The 20,773-nt window shown below is 68.6% G+C and carries 19 protein-coding genes and 1 tRNA gene; 10 read left to right on the top strand and 10 right to left on the bottom strand.

The window, feature by feature from the left end; all coding sequences use genetic code 11:
* Positions 1-25: 25 nt before the first annotated feature.
* Together MKD38_RS24585 and MKD38_RS24580 are read right to left on the bottom strand one after the other, a co-directional pair.
* Entirely contained in the window at positions 26-946 is a 921-nt protein-coding gene (locus tag MKD38_RS24585) for a LysR family transcriptional regulator (protein ID WP_252680939.1), read from the bottom strand.
* A 142-nt stretch (positions 947-1,088) separates the two neighbouring features.
* Positions 1,089-1,781 (bottom strand): hypothetical protein, encoded by a 693-nt coding sequence (locus tag MKD38_RS24580; RefSeq protein WP_252680936.1) that lies wholly within the window; start codon positions 1,779-1,781, stop codon positions 1,089-1,091.
* Between the two features lie 283 nt (positions 1,782-2,064).
* Between MKD38_RS24580 and gcl the strand changes: the two genes are divergently transcribed.
* The 7 genes from gcl to MKD38_RS24545 all read left to right on the top strand — a co-directional run bounded on the left by gcl (position 2,065) and on the right by MKD38_RS24545 (position 13,218).
* Positions 2,065-3,849 (top strand): glyoxylate carboligase, encoded by a 1,785-nt coding sequence (gcl, locus tag MKD38_RS24575; protein ID WP_252680934.1) that lies wholly within the window; start codon positions 2,065-2,067, stop codon positions 3,847-3,849.
* Between the two features lie 112 nt (positions 3,850-3,961).
* Positions 3,962-4,744, top strand: a complete 783-nt coding sequence (gene hyi / locus MKD38_RS24570) for a hydroxypyruvate isomerase (RefSeq protein WP_252680932.1) — start codon at positions 3,962-3,964, stop codon at positions 4,742-4,744.
* 78 nt (positions 4,745-4,822) lie between these two features.
* A complete protein-coding gene (locus tag MKD38_RS24565) occupies positions 4,823-5,743 on the top strand; it encodes a 2-hydroxy-3-oxopropionate reductase (RefSeq protein WP_252680929.1) in 921 nt (306 codons plus the stop codon).
* Positions 5,744-5,810: 67 nt separating this feature from the next.
* Positions 5,811-7,124, top strand: a complete 1,314-nt coding sequence (locus MKD38_RS24560; RefSeq protein WP_252680926.1) for a glycerate kinase type-2 family protein — start codon at positions 5,811-5,813, stop codon at positions 7,122-7,124.
* A 74-nt stretch (positions 7,125-7,198) separates the two neighbouring features.
* Positions 7,199-8,662, top strand: coding sequence for a pyruvate kinase (gene pyk / locus MKD38_RS24555; RefSeq protein ID WP_252680924.1), 1,464 nt, complete (start codon positions 7,199-7,201; stop codon positions 8,660-8,662).
* Positions 8,663-8,907: 245 nt separating this feature from the next.
* On the top strand, positions 8,908-9,777 hold the full coding sequence (gene ypfJ, locus MKD38_RS24550; RefSeq protein WP_115711287.1) for a KPN_02809 family neutral zinc metallopeptidase: 870 nt from the start codon (positions 8,908-8,910) through the stop codon (positions 9,775-9,777).
* A 303-nt stretch (positions 9,778-10,080) separates the two neighbouring features.
* Positions 10,081-13,218, top strand: a complete 3,138-nt coding sequence (locus MKD38_RS24545; RefSeq protein ID WP_252680921.1) for a multidrug efflux RND transporter permease subunit — start codon at positions 10,081-10,083, stop codon at positions 13,216-13,218.
* A gap of 113 nt (positions 13,219-13,331) precedes the next feature.
* On the opposite strand, the gene MKD38_RS24540 is transcribed toward MKD38_RS24545, so the two are convergent.
* From MKD38_RS24540 to MKD38_RS24530, 3 genes are all read right to left on the bottom strand, one after another.
* Positions 13,332-13,745: a hypothetical protein gene (locus MKD38_RS24540; RefSeq protein WP_252680918.1), complete on the bottom strand. Its 414-nt coding sequence runs from the start codon at positions 13,743-13,745 to the stop codon at positions 13,332-13,334.
* Positions 13,746-14,025: 280 nt separating this feature from the next.
* Positions 14,026-14,445: a nucleoside diphosphate kinase regulator gene (rnk, locus tag MKD38_RS24535; RefSeq protein ID WP_252680916.1), complete on the bottom strand. Its 420-nt coding sequence runs from the start codon at positions 14,443-14,445 to the stop codon at positions 14,026-14,028.
* A gap of 518 nt (positions 14,446-14,963) precedes the next feature.
* A complete protein-coding gene (locus MKD38_RS24530; protein ID WP_252680914.1) occupies positions 14,964-15,395 on the bottom strand; it encodes a Cd(II)/Pb(II)-responsive transcriptional regulator in 432 nt (143 codons plus the stop codon).
* 218 nt (positions 15,396-15,613) lie between these two features.
* Here MKD38_RS24530 and MKD38_RS24525 point away from each other — a divergent pair, with 218 nt between their 5' ends.
* Entirely contained in the window at positions 15,614-15,955 is a 342-nt protein-coding gene (locus tag MKD38_RS24525; RefSeq protein WP_252680913.1) for a hypothetical protein, read from the top strand.
* A 127-nt stretch (positions 15,956-16,082) separates the two neighbouring features.
* Positions 16,083-16,961: a protease HtpX gene (gene htpX / locus MKD38_RS24520; RefSeq protein ID WP_252680910.1), complete on the top strand. Its 879-nt coding sequence runs from the start codon at positions 16,083-16,085 to the stop codon at positions 16,959-16,961.
* A 9-nt stretch (positions 16,962-16,970) separates the two neighbouring features.
* On the opposite strand, the gene arfB is transcribed toward htpX, so the two are convergent.
* The 5 genes from arfB to MKD38_RS24495 all read right to left on the bottom strand — a co-directional run bounded on the left by arfB (position 16,971) and on the right by MKD38_RS24495 (position 19,379).
* Positions 16,971-17,375, bottom strand: a complete 405-nt coding sequence (arfB, locus tag MKD38_RS24515) for an alternative ribosome rescue aminoacyl-tRNA hydrolase ArfB (protein WP_252680908.1) — start codon at positions 17,373-17,375, stop codon at positions 16,971-16,973.
* A gap of 28 nt (positions 17,376-17,403) precedes the next feature.
* The gene (locus MKD38_RS24510) at positions 17,404-18,219 is read right to left on the bottom strand and encodes a MipA/OmpV family protein (RefSeq protein ID WP_252680906.1); all 816 of its coding nucleotides are present in this window, start codon (positions 18,217-18,219) and stop codon (positions 17,404-17,406) included.
* A 156-nt stretch (positions 18,220-18,375) separates the two neighbouring features.
* Entirely contained in the window at positions 18,376-18,723 is a 348-nt protein-coding gene (locus MKD38_RS24505; protein WP_252680905.1) for a BrnA antitoxin family protein, read from the bottom strand.
* Positions 18,707-18,976 (bottom strand): BrnT family toxin, encoded by a 270-nt coding sequence (locus MKD38_RS24500; protein WP_252680902.1) that lies wholly within the window; start codon positions 18,974-18,976, stop codon positions 18,707-18,709. Before MKD38_RS24500 ends, MKD38_RS24505 begins: the two co-directional genes overlap by 17 nt.
* Positions 18,977-19,303: 327 nt before the next feature.
* Positions 19,304-19,379: transfer RNA gene (locus tag MKD38_RS24495), tRNA-Arg, on the bottom strand.
* 464 nt (positions 19,380-19,843) lie between these two features.
* Here MKD38_RS24495 and MKD38_RS24490 point away from each other — a divergent pair.
* Complete coding sequence (locus MKD38_RS24490) at positions 19,844-20,740, top strand: c-type cytochrome (protein ID WP_252680900.1); 897 nt, start codon at positions 19,844-19,846, stop codon at positions 20,738-20,740.
* The last annotated feature ends 33 nt before the right edge of the window (positions 20,741-20,773 follow it).

Below are 20,773 nucleotides of genomic sequence, written 5' to 3'. Positions count from 1 at the left end.
GCATCGGTATGCGGCGGCGGCGGCCTCAGTTGCCGCCCGCCGTGTCCATCCAGTAGCCCGGGCGCGCGAACTGCGCTTTCAGGTGCTCGATGAAGAAGCGGATCTTGGCCGGCACCGGCCGCTGCTGCGGGTACACGGCGAGGATGTCGTAGGCCGGCAGCGCGTATTCGTCCAGCACCGTGATCAGCTCGCCGCTCTCCAGCTGCGGCAGGATCTCCCAGGTGGAACGCCAGCCCAGGCCCAGGCCCTCGCCGGTCCAGCGGTGCAGCAGCTCGCCGTCATTGCAGTCCAGGTTGCCGTTGACGCGCACGGTCACGGTCTTGCCGTTCTGGCTGAAATACCAGCCGCGCTGCTGGCCGCCCTGCAGGTTGAACGCCAGGCAGTTGTGCTGGGCCAGGTCGTCCAGCGTCTGCGGCACGCCGTACTTGGCAAAGTACGCCGGCGTGCCGCACACCACGCGCTTGTTCGACGCCAGCTTGATCGCGACAAAGTTCGGATCGATCGCGCCGCCGATGCGGATGCCGACGTCATAGCCCTCGCGCACCAGGTCGACCACGCGGTCGGTCAGGTTGAACGAGATCTGCACTTCGGGGTTGCTGGCCAGGAACACCGGCGCGTGCGGCGCCACGTGCTTGCGCCCGAACGCCGCCGGTGCCGACACGATCAGGTGGCCGGTGGCCTTGTGCTTGCCCTCGGCGATCAGCATCTCGGCGCGGTCCAGGTCGGCCAGCGCCTTCTTGCACTGCTCCATGAACACCGCGCCCTGCTCGGTCACGGCGATGCGGCGCGTGGACCGGTGCAGCAGCTTGACGCCGATGCGGGCTTCGAGCGCGTTGATGCGGCGGCCGATCATCACCGGCGTGACGTTCTGCGTCAGCGCCGCGGCGGCCATGCTGCCGTGCTCCACCACGGCGATAAAGGCTTCGATTTGCTTGAGTTTGTCCATCGGATATTGGTCTCCCGGGCGCCATTGTGCGGCATCGCCAGGGTTGTGGCATCCCTGCGCGGCTGATGGACCGGATCGAGGCCGCCGCATAAGGGCCGCCGCCGCAGCCTGTCACGGGCACGCGGCGGCACCTAGTGCGCGGCTACGTGCAGCCCGCCCCAGCCGTGCGCTTGCCGAGCTGCGCGTTCAGCTCGGCCGCCTCGCCCAGCACATGGGCCAGGCGCCGCAGCGGCCGGCTGCATTGCAGATGCAGGTACAGGTAGCAGGCGGCGCCGGTCACCACCATCACGCCGTAGAGCCACAGCAGCGTGCCGGCCACGGCCTGCTGGCGCGGCAGCGCGGCCAGCACCGCGGCGGCCGGCGCCAGCGCCAGCAACACCGCCAGCGTGCGCGCGGCGCCCTCCCACAGCCGCAGCTGCAGCGCCACGCGCCGCTGGCGCGCCTGCAGCTGCTGCGGCGGGATCCGCGCCAGCCGGCGCAGCAGCGCGTCTTCGGCGGCGCTGTCGCGGTCCAGCTCTGTGGCCTGCCAGCGCAGCGGATGGCGCAGCCGCGCCAGCACCGTGCCGGCGCGCGCCAGCCCGGCGCCGACATAGCATGCGGCCGCCAGCGCCAACAGGGCCTCGAAGCCGCGCAGCGACCACGGCGGCACGGCCTGCTTCAGCCCCAGGCGCAAGGCCGCCAGGCCGGCGCCACACAGGATTGTCGCGGCCAGCGCCGCGACAAAGCCGAGCCACAGCGCGCGCCCGAGCCGGCTGTCCGGCGCGGACGCAGCCTCGGGCGCGGCGGCGGCGAGCGCTTCCAGCAGTTCATAGGTGGACGGCAGCCTGGAATACATGGTTGGCCCGGATGGCAGGAAATGCCGCCATTTTGCCGCAGCGCGCCGCGGCGGCACGCCGGCGCACCGTCGTACCCAGTGCTGCGCTGCGTGTCCGTACCGTCACACCACATATCCAATGGCATGCATCGGCGTACCTGCGCCGACCGTCCGACATGGCTTTCCAGCCCTTATTGCGTACTGCAGGTATCGAATCAACTGATCGCTCTTCTGTTTATCCCAACCGGCCTGCGGGAATAGGATCGACTCCAACGAAATTCCCACCATTACCGGAGACAAGATCATGGCAAAGATGAGAGCAATCGACGCGGCAATCGCCGTGCTGGAGAAGGAAGGCGTGACCACCGCGTTCGGCGTGCCGGGCGCGGCCATCAACCCGTTCTACTCGGCGATGCGCAAGTCGGGCAACATCAACCACGTGCTGGCCCGCCACGTCGAGGGCGCCTCGCACATGGCCGAAGGCTACACCCGCGCCGAGCCGGGCAATATCGGCATCTGCGTCGGCACCTCGGGCCCCGCCGGCACCGACATGATCACCGGCCTGTACTCGGCCTGGGCGGACTCGATCCCCATCCTTTGCATCACCGGCCAGGCCCCGCGCGCGCGCCTGTACAAGGAAGACTTCCAGGCCGTCGACATCGAGTCGATCGCCAAGCCCGTGACCAAGTGGGCCGTGACCGTGCGCGAGCCGGCACTGGTGCCGCAGGTGTTCCAGCAGGCCTTCCACATCATGCGCTCGGGCCGCCCGGGCCCGGTGCTGATCGACCTGCCGTTCGACGTGCAGGTCGCCGAGATCGAATTCGATCCCGACACCTACCAGTCGCTGCAGCCGTACAAGCCGGCCGCCTCGCGCGCCCAGATCGAGAAGGCCATCGCCATGCTGAACGCGGCCGAGCGCCCGCTGATCGTGTGCGGCGGCGGCGTGATCAATGCCGATGCGTCGGAACTGCTAGTCGAGTTCGCCGAGCTGGTCAACGTGCCGGTGGTGCCGACCCTGATGGGCTGGGGCGTGCTGGCCGACGACCACCCGCTGCAAGCCGGCATGGTCGGCCTGCAGACCTCGCACCGCTACGGCAACGCCACGCTGCTGGCGTCGGACTTCGTGATGGGCATCGGCAACCGCTGGGCCAACCGCCACACCGGCAGCGTCGATGTCTACACCAAGGGCCGCAAGTTCGTGCACGTCGATATCGAGCCCACCCAGATCGGCCGCGTGTTCGGCCCGGACCTGGGCATCGTCTCCGACGCCAAGGCCGCGCTGGAGCTGTTCGTCGAAGTCGCCCGCGAAATGAAGATGGCCGGGCGCCTGCCGTGCCGCAAGAGCTGGGTCGCCGACGTGCAGAAGCGCCGCCGCACCATGCAGCGCAAGAGCGACTTCGACAACGTGCCGGTCAAGCCGCAGCGCGTGTACCGCGAGATGAACCAGTACTTCCCGCGCGACGTGCGTTATGTCAGCACCATCGGCCTGTCGCAGATCGCCGCGGCCCAGTTCCTGTCGGTCAACCAGCCGCGCCACTGGATCAACTGCGGCCAGGCCGGCCCGCTGGGCTGGACCATCCCGGCCGCGATCGGCGTGAAGACCGCCTCGCCGGACTCGGATGTGGTGGCGATCTCGGGCGACTACGACTTCCAGTTCATGATCGAAGAGCTGGCCGTGGCCGCGCAGTTCAAGGTGCCGTACATCCACGTGGTGGTGAACAACTCCTACCTCGGCCTGATCCGCCAGGCGCAGCGCGGTTTCGAGATGGACTATTGCGTGCAGCTGGCTTTCGACAACGTCAACGCCCCCGAGCTGAACGGCTATGGCGTGGACCACGTCAAGGTGGTCGAGGGCCTGGGCTGCAAGGCGATCCGCGTGTTCAAGCCGGAAGACATCGCTCCGGCCTTCGCCGAAGCGCGCGACCTGATGGCCGAGTTCTCGGTGCCGGTGGTGGTCGAGGTGATCCTGGAGCGCGTGACCAATATCGCGATGGGCACCGAGATCGACAACATCAACGAGTTCGAGCCGATCGAAGACCTTGAGGACATCGAGGAAGCGATCCTGAAGGAAGAAGTGGAAACGGCGTAAGCCACGACACGCCGACATGGAAGGCGCGGGCTACGGCCCGCGCCGATCCAGCGTTCCCGCATCACCGGTTCTGCACCGGCAGAACGACAACACAATTAAACCGGAGAGACTCATGACTAAACTTGCGGCCAACCTCACCATGCTGTTCAACGAAGCGGGCTTTCTCGACCGCTTCGAAGCCGCCGCCCGCGCGGGCTTCCGCGGCGTCGAATTCCTGTTTCCCTACGCGTTCCATGCGGACCAGATCGCTGACCGCCTGAACCGCTTCCAGCTCGACCTGGTGCTGCACAACCTGCCCGCCGGCAAGTGGGATGCGGGCGAGCGCGGCATTGCCTGCCACCCGGACCGCGTCGGCGAGTTCCAGGACGGCGTCGGCGAGGCCATCAAGTACGCCAAGGTCTTGGGCGTGCGCCAGCTCAACTGCCTGGTCGGCATCCTGCCGCAGAACGTCAGGCGCGAGCAGGCGCAGGAAACGCTGGTGGAAAACCTGCGCTTCGCCGCCGGCGCGCTGGCCGCCGAGCATATCGACCTGCTGATCGAGCCGATCAACACCTTCGACATCCCGGGCTTCTTCCTGTCGCGCACGCAGCAGGCGCTGGACCTGATCACCCAGGTCAACGCGCCCAACCTGTACGTGCAGTACGACATCTATCACATGCAGCGGATGGAAGGCGAGATCGCCAACACCATCAAGGCCAACCTGCCGAAGATCAAGCACATCCAGCTGGCCGACAACCCGGGCCGCAACGAGCCGGGCACGGGCGAGCTGAACTACCAGTACCTGTTCAAGTTCCTGGACGAGATCGGCTACACCGGCTGGATCGGCTGCGAGTACAAGCCGAAGACCACCACCGAAGCCGGCCTGGGCTGGCGCGCCGCGCACGGCGTGCAATAAGCGCTGCGCGCTGCCGTCGTATCCCGCTACTACCTACACGAACCAAGACACATTTAATCTCAAGCAAGGAGACATCACATGGCAACCACTCGCAACGTCGGCTTCATCGGCCTGGGCATCATGGGCGCACCGATGGCGGGCCATCTGCGCGCCGCCGGCCACACGCTGTTCGTGCATGACGTCAACCCGGCTCCGCAATTCCTGGTCGACGCAGGCGTGACCGTCTGCACCAGCGCCGAGGAAGTCGCCAAGCGTGCCGACATCATCGTCATCATGGTGCCGGACACGCCGCACGTGGAAGCGGTGCTGTTCAGCGAGAAGGGCGTGGCCGCCGCGTTCAAGGCCGCCGGCAAGGAAGCCAGCTACAGCAAGATCGTGGTCGACATGAGCTCGATCTCGCCGATCGCCACCAAGGACTTCGCCGCGCGCATCAACAAGCTGGGCGCTTCGTACCTGGACGCGCCGGTGTCGGGCGGTGAAGTGGGCGCCAAGGCCGCGTCGCTGACGATCATGGTCGGCGGCCCGCAGGAAGCCTTCGACCAGGTCAAGCCGCTGTTCGAGCTGATGGGCAAGAACATCACGCTGGTGGGCGGCAACGGCGATGGCCAGACCACCAAGGTGGCCAACCAGATCATCGTCGCGCTGAATATCCAGGCCGTGTCCGAAGCGCTGCTGTTCGCCTCCAAGGCCGGCGCCGATCCGGCCAAGGTGCGCGAGGCGCTGATGGGCGGCTTTGCCGCGTCGCGCATCCTGGAAGTGCACGGCGACCGCATGGTCAAGCGCACCTTCGATCCGGGCTTCCGCATCGAGCTGCACCAGAAGGACCTGAACCTGGCGCTGCAGGGGGCCAAGGCGCTGGGCGTGGCACTGCCCAACACCGCCACCGCGCAGGAACTGTTCAACACCTGCTCGGCCAACGGCCTGGGCAAGCAGGACCACTCGGCCCTGTGCCGCGCGATCGAGATCATGTCGAACCACCAGATCGCCAACGCCAAGTAAGCAGCAACCCCGTCGTCCCCGCCCAGCGGGGACGACTCGCTTTCCCCGTCAGCACCCAGGATTCTTCATGCTCGTCACCGAACCCCAAGCCGCCCTGCTGTCGCCCCAGCGCACCGCAGCCAACGCTGAACCGCGCGCGCTGCTGCGCGAGCTGTTCGATACCGCGGTCGCCTCCGTCAGCGCCAGCCACTGCCTGCCGCCGCACCTGCCCGCGCCGCCCAAGGGCCGCACCGTGGTGATCGGCGCCGGCAAGGCCGCCGCGGCGATGGCGCAGGCGGTGGAAGCGAACTGGCAAGGCGAGCTGTCGGGCTTGGTGGTGACGCGCTACGGCCATGGCGCCGACTGCCAGCGCATCGAAGTGGTCGAAGCCGCCCACCCGGTTCCCGACGAAGCCGGCGCGCGCGCCGCGCAGCGCATGGTGGAGCTGGTGCAGGGCCTCACCGCCGACGACCTGGTGCTGTGCCTGATCTCCGGCGGCGGCTCCGCGCTGCTGGCCGCGCCGGCGCCGGGCCTGACGCTGGCCGACAAGCAAGCCGTGAACAAGGCGCTGCTCAGGAGCGGCGCCAGCATCGGCGAGATGAACTGCGTGCGCAAGCACCTGTCGGCGCTCAAGGGCGGCCGCCTGGCGCTGCACTGCGCGCCGGCCCGCGTCGAGACGATGCTGATTTCCGACATTCCCGGCGATGACCCGACCCTGATCGCCAGTGGCCCGACGCTGCCGGATGCGACCACCTGCGCCGATGCGCTGGCGGTGATCGCCAAGTACGGCATCGAGGTGCCGGCCAACGTGCGCGCGCACCTGGAAAGCGGCGCCGGCGAGACGCCGAAGCCCGGCGACGCGCGCTTCAGCGGCCACCGCAGCGTGACGCTTGCAACCGCGCAGCAATCGCTCGAGGCCGCGGCCGCGCGTGCGCGCGAACTGGGCTTCGAGGCCCATATCCTGTCCGACTGCATCGAGGGCGAAGCGCGCGAAGTCGCCGAAGTGCATGCCGCGATCGCGCGCCAGGTGGCGCAGCGCGGCCAGCCGTTCGGCAAGCCCTGCGTGATCCTGTCCGGCGGCGAGACCACCGTGACCGTGCGCGGCAAGGGCCGCGGCGGCCGCAATGCCGAGTTCCTGCTGGCGCTGGCGGTGGCGCTCGACGGGCTGCCCGGCGTACACGCGCTCGCCGGCGACACCGATGGCATCGACGGCTCGGAAGACAACGCCGGTGCCCTGCTGTCCCCCGACACGCTGACTCGCGCCGGCGCGCGCGGCCTGCATGCGCGCGCGCACCTGGAGAACAACGACGGCTACGGCTTCTTCGCGGGCCTGGACGACCTGATCGTCACCGGCCCGACCCGCACCAACGTAAACGATTTCCGCGCGATCCTGATCGTCTGACGATCGCCGCCAACGTAGTACCGACTGACTCGCGGCGCCGACGCGCCGCTACCGAGAATGGAAGAGGAGACATCATGAGACGCCAGCGCAAAGCGAAGATCGTGGCCACGCTCGGCCCCGCCAGCACCGACATCGCGGTGATCCGCGCGCTGTTCGAGGCCGGCGCGGACGTGTTCCGGCTGAACTTCAGCCACGGCACGCACGACGACCACCGCGCGCGCTACGACGCGGTGCGCCAGGTCGAGGCCGAGACCGGCCGCCCCATCGCCGTGCTGGCCGACCTGCAGGGCCCCAAGCTGCGCATCGGCACCTTCGCCGCCGGCAAGGTCGCGGTGCGCACCGGCGATGTGTTCGTGCTCGACAGCGACCCGACCCCTGGCGACGGCACCCGCGTCTACCTGCCGCACCCTGAGCTGTTTCAGGCCGCGCAGCCCGGCCAGTCGCTGCTGATCGACGACGGCAAGGTGCGCCTGGCGATCGAGTCGGTCACCACCGGCACCATCACCACGCGCGTCGCCAACAACGGCTCGCTGTCGGACCGCAAGGGCGTGAACGTGCCCGACGCGGTGATCCCCATTCCGGCGCTAACCGAGAAGGACCGCAAGGACCTGGACTTCGCGCTGTCGCTGGGCGCCGACTGGATCGGCCTGTCGTTCGTGCAGCGCCCGTCCGACATCGTGGAGGCGCGCGAGATCGTTGGCACCCGTGCCGGCATCCTGTCCAAGATCGAGAAGCCGGCCGCGCTGCAGCAGCTCGAAGAGATCGTGCGCGTGTCCGATTCGGTGATGGTGGCGCGCGGCGACCTGGGCGTGGAACTGCCGCCCGAGCGCGTGCCCGGCGTGCAGAAGCGCATCCTGCGCGTGTGCCGCCAGTTGGGCAAGCCGGTGGTGATCGCCACGCAGATGCTGGAATCGATGATCGACTCGCCGGTGCCGACGCGTGCCGAAGCCTCGGACGTGGCCAGCGCGATCTATGAAGGCGCCGATGCAGTGATGCTGTCGGCCGAGTCGGCCAACGGCCGCTACCCGGTGCAGGCGGTGTCGATGATGAACCGCATCGTCACCGAGGTCGAGCGCGACCCGCTGTACCGCAACTTGCTCGACGCGCAGCACGAGACCCCGCTGAACACGCGCCAGGATGCTATCTGCGCCGCGCTGCGCGAAGTCACGCAGATCATCGGCGCGGCGGCGACGGTGACCTATACGTCGTCGGGCGCCACCGCGCTGCGCGCGGCGCGCGAGCGGCCCTGCGCGCCGATCGTCAGCATCACGCCGAACCTGGAGATCGCACGCCGGCTGGCGATCGCGTGGGGCATCCACTCCACCGTGAGCCCGGACGTGCAGAGCGTCGACGAGATGGTCGAGGCCGCCACGCGCGCCGCCGTTGCCGAAGGCTACGCCGCGCCGGGTGACCAGATCACCATCGCCGCCGGCATGCCGTTCGGCCAGGGCGGCACCACCAACCTGCTGCGCGTGGCCGAAGTCAGCGCCAGCGTGGTGGCCGCCGCGCCGGCCAAACGCGAGGCCGCACTGGCCTGAGCACACTGCGCGCGTTCCCGCTGCGGAACGACCACGCCATGACGGAACCGGGTGCAAACCCGGTTTCTTCGCTTTGCCGCACACCGCCCGCATTGCCCGTCTCCAGGGTGAGTGGGCGGTGTTTTTTTTGGCGTGCCGCGGTGCGCATCCGCAGGCACGGCGCGACGCCGGGACGAGCACCGAAGCGCGGATTGCTATACTGAATTCCACTTTCCCCGCCCTCTTTCCCAAGCACCGGAGCCCCCATGCGCCTAGATGACGAAGCCGAAAGCCAGCACGTTGAAGACCGCCGCGGCGGATTCGGCGGCCTTGGCGGCAAGTCGATCGGCATCGGCACGGTCATCATCGCGCTGGCGGCGTCGTATTTCTTCGGCATCGATCCGATGCTGATCATGCAGGGCGCGTCGGTGCTGCAAGGCTCCGGCCCGCAGCAGCAACAGCAGCAGGCCAACCGGCCGCCGGCGACGGACCAGATGACGGTGTTCACGCGCAAGGTGCTGGGCAATACCGAGCGCACCTGGCAACACATCTTCGAAACCCAGCTCAACCGCCGCTATGCGCCGCCGACGCTGGTGCTGTTCTCCGGCGCCACGCCGACGGCATGCGGCACCGGCCAGTCGGCGATGGGCCCGTTCTACTGCCCCGGCGACCAGAAGGTCTATATCGACCTAGCCTTCTATGACGAGTTGCGCCAGCGCTTCGGCGCCAGCGGCGACTTTGCCCAGGCCTATGTGATCGCGCACGAGATCGGCCACCATGTGCAGAACCTGCTCGGGGTCTCGGACAAGGTCGACAACGCGCGCCGGCGCATGGGCGAGGCCCAGGCCAACCAGCTGTCGGTGCGCATGGAGCTGCAGGCCGACTGCCTCGCCGGGGTCTGGGCCGCCACCGCGCAGCGCGCCAACCAGCAGCTACTGGAACCGGGCGATATCGAAGAAGGCCTGAAGGCCGCCGCCGCCATCGGCGACGACCGGCTGCAGCGCCAGTCGCAGGGCTATGTCGTGCCTGAAGCTTTTACTCACGGTTCCAGCGAGCAGCGCGTGCGCTGGCTGCGCCGTGGCATCGAGTCCGGCGACATCCGCAAGTGCGACGCCTTCGCCGCGCGCGACCTGTAGTTCCCGGCCTCACCCCCAACCTCAGTAGGGACTGACAATGTGACGTTTGCGTTGTCCGGGCCGCGCTTCCCTGTCTATAATCGCCGGCAAGGCCGCAGTATGACGGCCGGTCGCCGGCGTTGATCCTCACGGATCCTTTCCGCCGCAGCGCCGGGTCCTTCCCCGCCGGACCCCGTACCCCCGGGTACGCGCCACTTGCCGCAATCGTTGCGGCGTCTCCGCACCCAAGCCGTTCCGTTCCAACCGCACCGGAGCCACGGCCGATCTTCACTTGCCGTGCGCCCGTGCCAGCCCTGACCTGACATGGCGTCGTTTTTCCTGAAGCGCCCGGCGTTCGCCTGGGTGCTGGCCATCCTGACCGTGGTGGCGGGCCTGCTGGTCCTGAACCGCATTCCCATCGCCCAGTATCCGGCGGTGGCGCCGCCCACGGTGATCATCTATGCCGATTACCCCGGCGCGTCCGCGCGCACGGTGGAAGACCGCGTCACCGCGGTGCTGGAGCAGCAGATGCACGGCATTCCCGGCCTGCTCTACCTCGATTCCAGCAGCGAGGGCGGCACCGCCACGGTGACGCTGGGCTTCCGCCAGGGCACCGACCCGCAGCTGGCGCAGGTCAACGTGCGCAACCGCGTGGCCCAGGCCGAGCCGCTGCTGCCCGAGGCGGTGCGCCGCGGCGGGGTCTATGTCGACCAGGCCAGCAGCAGCGCCTTCATGTATGTGTCGCTGGTCTCGGACAGCGGCCAGCTCGACGAAACCGCGCTGGGCGACTTTGCCGCCGGCTCGGTGCTGCCGCTGCTGCGCCGCCTGCCCGGCATCGGCAAGGCCGAACCCTACGGCGCCGAGTACGCGCTGCGGATCTGGTTCGACCCGGACAAGCTGAACGCCTTCAACCTGACCACGGCCGAGGTCGAGGCCGCCATCCGCGCGCGCAACGGCAACGTCACGCCGGGCCAGCTGGGGGGCGCCCCGGCGGTGCCGGGCCAGCCGTTCCAGGCGATCGTGCGGCCGCCCGCGCCGATGAGCGACGCGCAGGCGTTCGGGCGCATTGTGGTGCGCGCCGCCACCGATGGCTCGGCGGTGCTGCTGCGCGACGTGGCACGGGTGGAACTGGCCGCCAGCGACTACCGCTATGGCTCCACCCTGAACACGCGCAACGCCGCCTCGATCGGCCTGAAGCTGGCCGACGGCGCCAACGTGCTCCAGACCTCGCGCACCGTGCGCGCCGCGCTCGACGCCGCCAGCAAGGGCTTCCCGGGCGACGTGCGCTACGAGATCTCGTATGACGGCGCCACCTTCGTGCAGGCGTCGATCTCGCGCGTGGTGCTGACGCTGATCGAGGCCACGGTGCTGGTGTTCCTGATCCTGTACCTGTTCCTTGGCAACCTGCGCGCCACGCTGATCCCGTGCATCGTGGTGCCGGTATCGCTGTTGGGCACGGTCGCGTGCCTGTACGCGCTGGGCCTGTCGCTGAACGTGATCACGCTGTTCGGCGTGGTGCTGGCGATCGGCATCCTGGTCGACGACGCCATCGTGGTGGTCGAAAACGTCGAGCGCATCATGCGCAGCGATGGCGTGGGCGCAATGCAGGCCGCGGCGCGCTCGATGCGCGAAGTCTCCGGCGCGCTGGTCGCGGTGACGCTGGTGCTGTGCGCGGTGTTCGTGCCGATGGCGTTCTTCGGCAGCGCGGTGGGCGTGATCTACCGGCATTTCGCCGTGACCCTGGCGGTGTCGATCGCGTTCTCGCTGTTCTTTGCGCTGACGCTGGCGCCGGCAATGTGCGCCAGCCTGCTGCGCCACAGCGCCGCGCCGGCGCGCGGGCCGCTGGCGTGGTTCGATGCGCGCTTTGCCGCGTTCACCGCACGCTATGCCGGCTGGGTGCAGGCGCTGCAGCGCCGCCGGCTGCGCTGGCTGGCGGTGTACCTGGCCCTGACGCTGGCGTGCGGCTATGCGCTGTGGAAGATGCCGAGCGGCTTCCTGCCCGAAGAGGATACCGGCGAGATCGTGGTCGACGTGGAGCTGCCCGCGGGCAGCACGCAGGCCGACACGCGCCGGCTGGTTGCCGGCCTCGAGCAGTGGATGCGCGACCAGCGCTACCCGGTGCGCTCCAGCTTTGCCGTGCTGGGCTGGTCCAGCGGCGGCAGCGGCGAGCAACGCGCCAGCCTGTTCATCGGCCTGACCGACTGGAAGGCGCGCGGACGCGGGCACAGCGCGCAGGCGGTGCTGGAGCGGCTTTCGGCCGGCCTCGAAAGCTGGCCCGGCCGCGGCGCCGCGCAACTGTTCGCCTACAACAGCTCGGCGCTGCCGGAACTGGGCAGCATCGGCGGCCTGGATATGCGCCTGGTGGCGCGCCAGCCGGTGGGCCGCGAGGCGCTCTTCGCCGCGCGCGACCAGCTGATCGAGCGCGCCAGGCAGGACCCGGTGCTGGGCGAGGTGCGCGCCACCACCGGCCAGCCCGTGCCGGCGCTGGACCTGAAGATCGACTACCGCAAGGCCGAGACCTTCGGCGTCGATGCCGAAGCCGTGCACCACACGCTGTCGGCGACGCTGGGCTCGCGCTATATCGACGAAGTCGCGCGCGAAGGCCGGGTGCGGCGCGTGATCCTGCAGGCCGACGCGCCGTTCCGCATGCAGCCGGACCAGCTGGCGCGCGTGCATGTGCGCAACGCCCAGGGCGCGATGGTGTCGCTGGCGGCGTTCGCGTCGCTGGAATGGGGGCAAGGCGAGGTCACGCTGGAGCGCTTCGACGGCTTCAGCTCGGTGCGCATCAATGCCGAAGTGGCGCCGGGCTACACCACCGGCGCGGCGATGGCGCGGCTGGCGGAACTGGTGCGCGGGCTGGGTCCCGAATTCGACGTGCGCTGGACCGGCCGCGCGTTCGAGCAGGAGCAGACCGGTACGCAGGCGCCATGGCTGTTCGCGCTGTCGCTGCTGTTTATCTTCCTGTGCCTGGTGGCACTGTATGAAAGCTGGACCCTGCCGCTGGCGGTGATTGCGATCGTGCCCACCGGCCTGATGGGCGCGGCCGCCGCGATCTGGCTGCGCGGCATGCCCAACGACGTCTATTTCAAGGTGGGCGTGGTGGTGATCATGGGCCTGGCGGCCAAGAACGCCATCCTGATCGTCGAGTACGCCGAGCAGCTGCGGCGCGGCGCCGCGGGTGCGATGGACGTGGTCGAAGCCGCCACGCGCGCGGCGCGCCAGCGGCTGCGGCCGGTGGTGATGACCTCGCTGGCGTTCGTGCTGGGGGTGGTGCCGCTGGCCATCAGCACCGGCCCGGGCGCGGGCGCGCAGCAGGCGGTCGGCACCGGCGTGCTGGGCGGCATGCTGGGCGCGACCGTGCTGGGCACGCTGGCGGTGCCACTGCTGTACGCGGCGATCGCGCGCCGCTTGCCGCGCGCGCAGCAAGCGCCGGAACAAGCGGCAGCGGCAGCTACGGAATAGAAAAACGCCTGCCAGGCGAAGAGAGAAGGAGGAGGAGGTCGGCCGGGCAGGCGGGAGAGAAAACATGCGGCCACCGCAGTGGCCGCGCGGGGTCTTGGGGCAGACCCGGGGGATCAGACGCGATAGCCGTACAGCGAACCGTCGCCGGAGCGCGAGTTGTCGAGCGCGCGTTCGGCCACGTCACCGGTGAAGCTGTGCGTGCCTTCGCTGAAGGTATCGAACTTGCCGCGCTTCGAGATCTCGCCGCTGAAGCTGTGCGCCCCTTCGCTGAAGGTGTCGAACTTGCCGTCGCGGCGCGAGCCTTCCGAGTACGGGTCGAAGCGTCCGGTGCGGGCGCCGTCGGTGTAGGTGTCGAACTTGCCTTGCTTGGCGCCGTCCGTATACACATCGTACTTGCCGACCCGCAGCGCGTCGGCATACACATCGAACTTGCCAACCTTGCTGGCAGCAGGGGCAGCCATCGCCGTAGCGGACGCGGCCACTGCCGCGAACACGAGCGCGCCGCCAAGGATACGTCTGGCGATCATTTGGGACTCCTTCAACTGATTTCGTCGTTCTTTCTTGTAGGTCCGGGATAAGACTCCGGCCGCTCTGCAATCTATGTTGCGATGCGAGCACGGACTGAAGATTAGTCACAGCCCGCGTCAGCAGAAATACCGCTGCGACGAATGGTGCGTTGCGAGTCGTGAAACGACTGGCTTGCCGATGAATGGTGTCCGCGGATCGCCGGCGACACGCCGCCACCGGCGCGTGCGCGTGGCGGCGGCCGCACCCGCGAAAGCGCGCCCGAGCGTGCCCGCAGGGTGCTCAGAGCGTGTACTGGCCGCTGGCTTCGGGCTGGAACGCGATCTCGGCGACGCTTACCTGCTGCTCGCGGCCATCCGGCAGGCGGTAGCTGACGGTCTGGCCGGCGCGCGCGCCCAGCAGCGCCTGGCCCACCGGCGACAGCACCGAGAGCCGGCCGGCGTCGAAGTCGGCGGCGTCGGGATACACCAGGGTCCAGTTGCGCGGCGCCTGCTCGCCCGGCAGCGTGCACACCACGCGCGTGTTCATGGTGACCACGTCGGTCGGGATCTCTTCGGGCGCGACGATGGTGGCGCGCGCCAGCAGGCTGTCGAGCATGTCCTCGAGCTGGGCCGAGCCGGCGCGGCTGGCGATGCGCTCCAGGCGGGTGACGTCGAGTTCGGTCAGGTACAGGGTGGCGGTCTGGGTGTTGGTGGCCGTCATGGCGGGTCCTCCGGCAGTCTTGGGTGGGCGCGGCCGGCCTGCATGGCGGGCGGCGGCGGTCAGGTCTTGCGGGTTGGCGTGCCGCGCAGCGGCGCGCGCATCAACGGATCGGCAAAAGCGTTGCGGCGATCGCCGGCAACAACGGAAACGCTGGCTCGGGCCCGGTTCGGCCCGGGCCCCGCTATGGGAGACGAATCAGGCTGGGAACCGGGCGGAATCAGGCGGTGCGCTGATCCGGCGGGGAGAGATCGCGCGCTTGGCGCGCTGGGGCAGACTGGGGGCCAGGGCGAGCGCGGACGCGTGCGCGCGGCCGGTCCGCAGCGGGCGGACAGGCGCATCGGGCATCGGCGTCAGGCGATCGGTCATGGTCATTGCGGAAAAGGATAACTGGCAGCGGATGGCTTGCTGCAACGGCGACCCCGGAAGTGGTGGCTCACCTGCCTTGCTGCCTCGGTTCGCGCACCGTGCTGGTGCGAAGCCGGAGCAACCATCGTAGCACAGCGCCGCGTTCGGGGTCGTCACCCGTTGGTGGCATGGCACTCACAGCCCGCCCCTGCCGCCGCCTGCTGCAGGTTCTGCAGGATGCCGCACGCACTGGCGGGCTGGTGATGGCGGCAGGTCTCGCGCAATGCGCGCAGCTGGCCCTCGAGCGCCTCCAGCGCCACGCGCTGGGCATGGATCTGGGCGATCTGGCGGTCCAGCAGTGTGTTGATGTCGTCGCAGTCCTGCGACGGGTTGCGCTCGAACTCGCGCAGCCGCCTGACGTCCGACAGGCTCATCCCCAGCGAACGGCAGTGGCGCACGAAATTCAGCTGCACCAAATGGCCCTCGTCATAGCGGCGGTAGCCGTTGGCCTCGCGCCGGGGGGCGTCGAGCAGCCCTTCGCGCTCGTAATAACGGATGGTCTCGACATCGCAGCCGCTGGACCGTGACAGTTCGCCAATACGCATGTGCTGTTCCTTGCCATACCCTGTATCGACTACAGGGTTGACGATAGTGTAGGCCAGCCTGCCGCATCCTGCAGAGGGTGGCGAAGCGGCCGCAAACGACCGTGTGCTACCGCCGCCACCGCGACGCCAGCGCCTTGCGGCATCCTGTAGAATTCCTTCCACTTCCACCGATAAGCCGTCCCCTGTTCGTGCGCGCCCTGCGGCTGCTCCTGCTGGTCATGATGCTGGCCTTCCTGCCCCTGCCGGGCTGGGCGGCCGCATTCGCGCACCCGGTGGTGTCCACCACCGAAGCCGCGGCCGTACCTGTCGCTGCGCCCGGGGCCGATGCCGCCGACGCGGATGCAGCCGCCGTCACAGGCGACCCGGCCAGCGATCCCCTGCCGCTTCCCGAAGCCGCCGAGCCGCAATGGCAGCCCGGCGCCGACCTGGCCGAGCAACTGCTGCCCGCCACGCCATTGCGCCTGGCCCCCTGGGCCGGCCGTGCCGGGCCGCCGCGCTATGCCGGCGCCCTGCTGCCCGAACCCGACTTGCCGCGGCTGCCGCGACCGCCGCGCGGCTGATCCCTACCGGCGCGGCCCGACCGCGTCCGCCTGAACCCGCGTGCCGCGACCTCGCGTGCGGCGCGCGCCTGCGGTCCGACCGCATCCTTGCGCCGCACGGCGCGACTTACCACTGCTCCACACACACATGAAACGCGTACTGCTTTTCCTGGCGACCAACCTCGCCGTCATGCTTGTCCTCAGCATCACCGCCAGCGTGCTCGGGGTGAACCGCTTCCTGACCGCCAACGGGCTCAACCTGGGCATGCTGCTGGCGTTTGCCGCGCTGATGGGCTTCGGCGGTGCCTTTATCTCGCTGCTGATGTCCAAGACCATCGCCAAGTGGTCGACCGGCGCGCAGGTCATCACCCACCCCAGCACCAGCACCGAGCTGTGGCTGGTGCAGACCGTCGAAAAGCTGGCGCAGCGCGCCGGCCTGCCGATGCCGGAAGTGGCCATCTACGAGGGCGAACCCAATGCCTTCGCCACCGGCGCCACCAAGAACAGCTCGCTGGTGGCGGTGTCCACCGGCCTGCTGCAATCGATGTCGCACGAAGAGGTCGAGGCCGTGCTCGCGCACGAGGTGGCGCACGTCGCCAACGGCGACATGGTCACGCTGACGCTGATCCAGGGCGTGGTCAACACCTTCGTCATCTTCCTGGCGCGCGTAGTCGGCTACTTCGTCGACTCGATGCTGCGCAAGAACGACGAGGAATCCAGCGGCCCCGGCATCGGCTATATGGTCACGGTGATCGTGTGCGAGATCGTGTTCGGCATCCTGGCCAGCATCATCGTGGCCTGGTTCTCGCGCCGCCGCGAATTCCGCGCCGATGCCGGCGCCGCCAGCATGATGGGCACGCCCACGCCGATGGTCGCGGCGCTGCGCCGCCTGGGCGGGCTGGATCCGGACGGGCTGCCGCAGAACATGCAGGCGATGGGGATCGCCGGCGGCAAGGCGTGGATGGCGCTGTTCTCGAGCCACCCGCCGATCGAGCAGCGCATCGCCGCGCTGCAGTCGGCACGCTAAGGCAAAGGCTCAGTCGAACACCCGGCCGCGCAGCGACTTGACCTGGCTGCGCTGGCTCTTGCTCTCCAGCCGGCGCTGGCGCGACGCCAGCGTCGGCCGCGTCGGCCGACGCACGCGCGGCGGCGTGGCCACGCTGCGCACCAGCTCGTGCAGGCGCCGCACCGCCTCGTCCCGGTTCTGGTCCAGGCTGCGGAACTGCTGCGCCTTGATCACCACCACGCCGTCGCGCGTGATGCGGTGGTCATGCAGCGCCAGCAGCCGCTCCTTGTGGTCGGGCGCGAGCGAGGACGCGCGCACGTCGTAGCGCAGGTGCACGGCATTCGAGACCTTGTTGATGTTCTGGCCGCCCGCCCCCTGGGCCCGGATCGCGGTGATCAGGTATTCGTGATGGGGGATGACGAGGTCGTCGGTCATGCCTCGATCATAGCAAGCGCGCTCAGGGCTAGCGCCACGCATAGGCGATGCCGACGCCATATGTAACCTGGTTGCGCGTGCCGCGCTGGGTCACGATCGGGCTGTCGGCGGCCGCGCCGACCAGGCGCTGGCCGTACACCATCGCGCCGCCATACCAGTGCTTGTCCAGCTGCCAGATCAGCGCGAGCCAGCCGGTGAACTGCTCGAGCCCGCCGCCCGGGCTGTAGGCCGGCAGACCGCTGGCGTCCGCATCGGCCTGCGTCACGCCGAAATAGGTGCGGTTGAAGCTGCCGCTGACCCAGGTCGCGCCTAGCCCCGCTCCCGCGTACAGGCGCGGGTGCAGCGGCACCCACAGCGAGGCGGTCGCGTTGACGCGCGCGCCACCATAGACGATGCCGGCGTTGCTCATCACATTGATGCCCCCGCGCAGCCGCCACGGGACCGGTCCCGCGTTGAGGTATTCGTAGCCGATGAAGCCGCCGGCCTCGACCGTGGTGTCAATCTCGTGCAGTCGCGACACCACCGGATCGTCGACGTCGTTGCGTCCCAGCCGCAGGCTCACTGCCGGACCCCACTGGAACCCGGTCAGCCCGCCGAAGTTGAACTGCGCATAGGGCCCGTACCATTCCAGCAGCCGACCGCCTGGCGTGACATAGCGCAGGCCGGGGACTACGCCGACCATGCGGTCCTTGCCGCCGGCAAACTCCGTGGTCGAGCCAACGCCCAGTCCAGCCATGTTGGGCAGGGAGCCAGGCAGGCTCAGCGGCGTGGCAATCGCTGCGGCGCTGGCGCCGGCGAGCACCAGTGCTGCCAGCCCGGGCAGGAGGTCCGTCGGAATCGCCATGGCTGTCTGCGGCGCGGCGCCATCGGCGCGCGCGGTTCGGATGGAGTGTGTGAATCTATCAGCACCGGCGCGCGCCACCCGCCAAACGCGTGCTGAAAGTTTTCGTCGCGCCCAGTTAAGGCTTGCCCCAAGGCACCGGCGCCCCGCGACAGGAAATCAGCGTGGCAACATGTTGTGGGACTTGGCGTAGGCGCGCAGCGCTTCGTTGATGCGCGTCTGCCATCCATCGCCGGTGGCCTTGAACGCGTCGATCACATCTCGGTCGTAGCGCACATTGACAGAGATTTTGCGCTCGTCCTCGGGCAATGCTGGGCGGCCGCGCCGCTTCATCAACGCCTCCGCCCTTTCCTTGCCCAGAATCTTGGGGAGAACCTCGCGGGCAGGCCGCATACGAGCCAATTCGGCGTCGGTCAGCTCGCGCGCATCCGGATCCGAGGCAGCCGCGCGGCGGATCGCGGCGTCTTCCGCGTCGGTGACACGGACAATTTTACGTTTGGTCGGCATAGCGTTTTTCCTCTCGCTTGTTGGCTTTGCGCAGGCTGATGATGCGGATGCTGTCACCGCGCACCGTGAAGACGACCATGTGGACCCGGTTGCCGATCAGGCCAAGGCCTTGAAAACGCTCCTCGGCGTATTCGAAGCGGATGTCCGGGTCGATCACAGCGCAATCCCATTCGAACAATTCAGCGGCCGCCAGAGAAATGCCATGTTTGGCCTGGTTTGCCCGGTCTTTCGCTGTGTCGAATTCGATCAGCATGGAATTATTGTGGCTACATTAATTTGAACGTACAAGCGTTATTTGTTGCCACACCCAAGCTCAGACATCCGGCGAGCCTTGCGCAGCGCCAACATCCTCCTGCGTCTGTGCGGCGGTGGAAATCGGCGTGATTGCCGTTCTTGTGAAAAACCAGGGGTCGGAAACGTTGGAGAGTGCAGCGCTGCGCCCACCTTTCCGGCCACATGGCGCAGTGACCACGATGACGGGGCGGCCAACGGTAGTGCAGGCGCCAAAGACGGGGGGCAAATTCAGATGCAGTCGCCGTCCCCAGTGGTGGCGGGAATAGTCGACGATGCTTGTGGGGATTGGCGCGCCCGGCTGGGATCGAACCAGCAACCCCTGCCTTCGGAGGGCAGTACTCTATCCATTGAGCTACGGGCGCACAGGACGGTTTTGCAACCGGTTTTGCGGGTACAGCGGTTGCGGCGGGCGAATGCCGCCGCAGGAAAGTCGCATAGGATACCGCTTTTGCCCGGCGCCGTCCATGCGGGGCCGATACGGGCGCCGGGGAACGTCTCGCAACCGCCGCTTTTTGGCACTGGCAGGGGGGCTTTGGCGCTATAATCGCCAGCTATTTGCGTCAAATCGTGCCCGGCGCGCCGTCGGCGCAACGAGTCGACCGGGGTCAAATCCGGGCGGCTGGTTGTCGGCGACAATCGGGCCCCGGTCCGGGAGACAGTCCGAGCTACGCAAATGGCAACAGACCCAAGTCAGGCAAGGGCCGCAGGGGAGCGCGGGCGGCCCGGATGGGGCCGGATGGTGGTCAGCGAAGGGCCACACCAGGGCCAGAAAAAGCAAGCCGAGCGTAAGCGGCCAGAAGGTTTCCTGCAAAACTGAGAGTTCTGTATGAGCGACGTCCACAACGAACACCCCGAGCACGAGTCTCCCATCAAAACCCCGAAGCAGTTGATCGCAGTCGTGATCGCGGCGTTCCTGGTGCCGATCATCGTGATCATCCTGCTGGTCAACTTCGTCGGACACGGCTCGACCGAAAGCGCCGGCGCGAGTACCGCCGCCGAAGCCGTCAACGATCGCATCAAGCCCGTCGCCTCGCTCGAAATCAAGGATCCCAACGCGCCGCGCGTGTTCAAGACCGGCGAACAGGTCTACAAGGAAATCTGTGCCGCCTGCCACGCCACCGGCGCGGCGGGTGCGCCCAAGCACGGTACCGCCGGCGACTGGACCGCGCGTATCGGCCAGGGCTTCGACGGCCTGATGAAGTCGGTGCTCAACGGCAAGGGCGCGATGCCGCCGCGCGCCGGCAGCACGCCTGACGACTACACCGATTACGAACTGGCCCGCGCCGTGGTCTATCTGGCCGACTCCGGCGGCGCCAAGTTCCCCGAGCCGCCGGCCCCGGCCCCGGCCGCTGCGGCGCCGACAACGGCTGCAGCGCCTGAAGCCGCCGCCCCGGCTGCCGCTGCAGCGCCGGCTCCCGCCGCTCCGGCAGCCGCTGCCGCACCCGCACCGGCTGCCGCCGCTGCCGCGCCGGCAGCTGCCTCGGCCGAAGTGGGCAAGAAGGTCTACGAGCAGGTCTGCGCCGCCTGCCACGCCGCCGGCGTGGCTGGTGCGCCCAAGTTTGGCGACAAGGCCGCCTGGGCCCCGCGCCTGAAGGAAGGCATGGAAGCGGTCCACAACTTTGCGCTCAAGGGCAAGGGCGTGATGCCGCCCAAGGGTGGCTATGCCGGCCCGGACGCCGACGTGATCGCCGCGTCGGACTACATGGCCAACGCCGCCAAGTAAGCTGGCCCCGACGCCAACAAAAAACCCGCGCCT

It is taken from the genome of Cupriavidus sp. WGlv3 (assembly GCF_023952475.1).
Taxonomy (GTDB): domain Bacteria; phylum Pseudomonadota; class Gammaproteobacteria; order Burkholderiales; family Burkholderiaceae; genus Cupriavidus; species Cupriavidus phytorum.
This window is presented reverse-complemented; position numbering and strand designations above follow the sequence as displayed.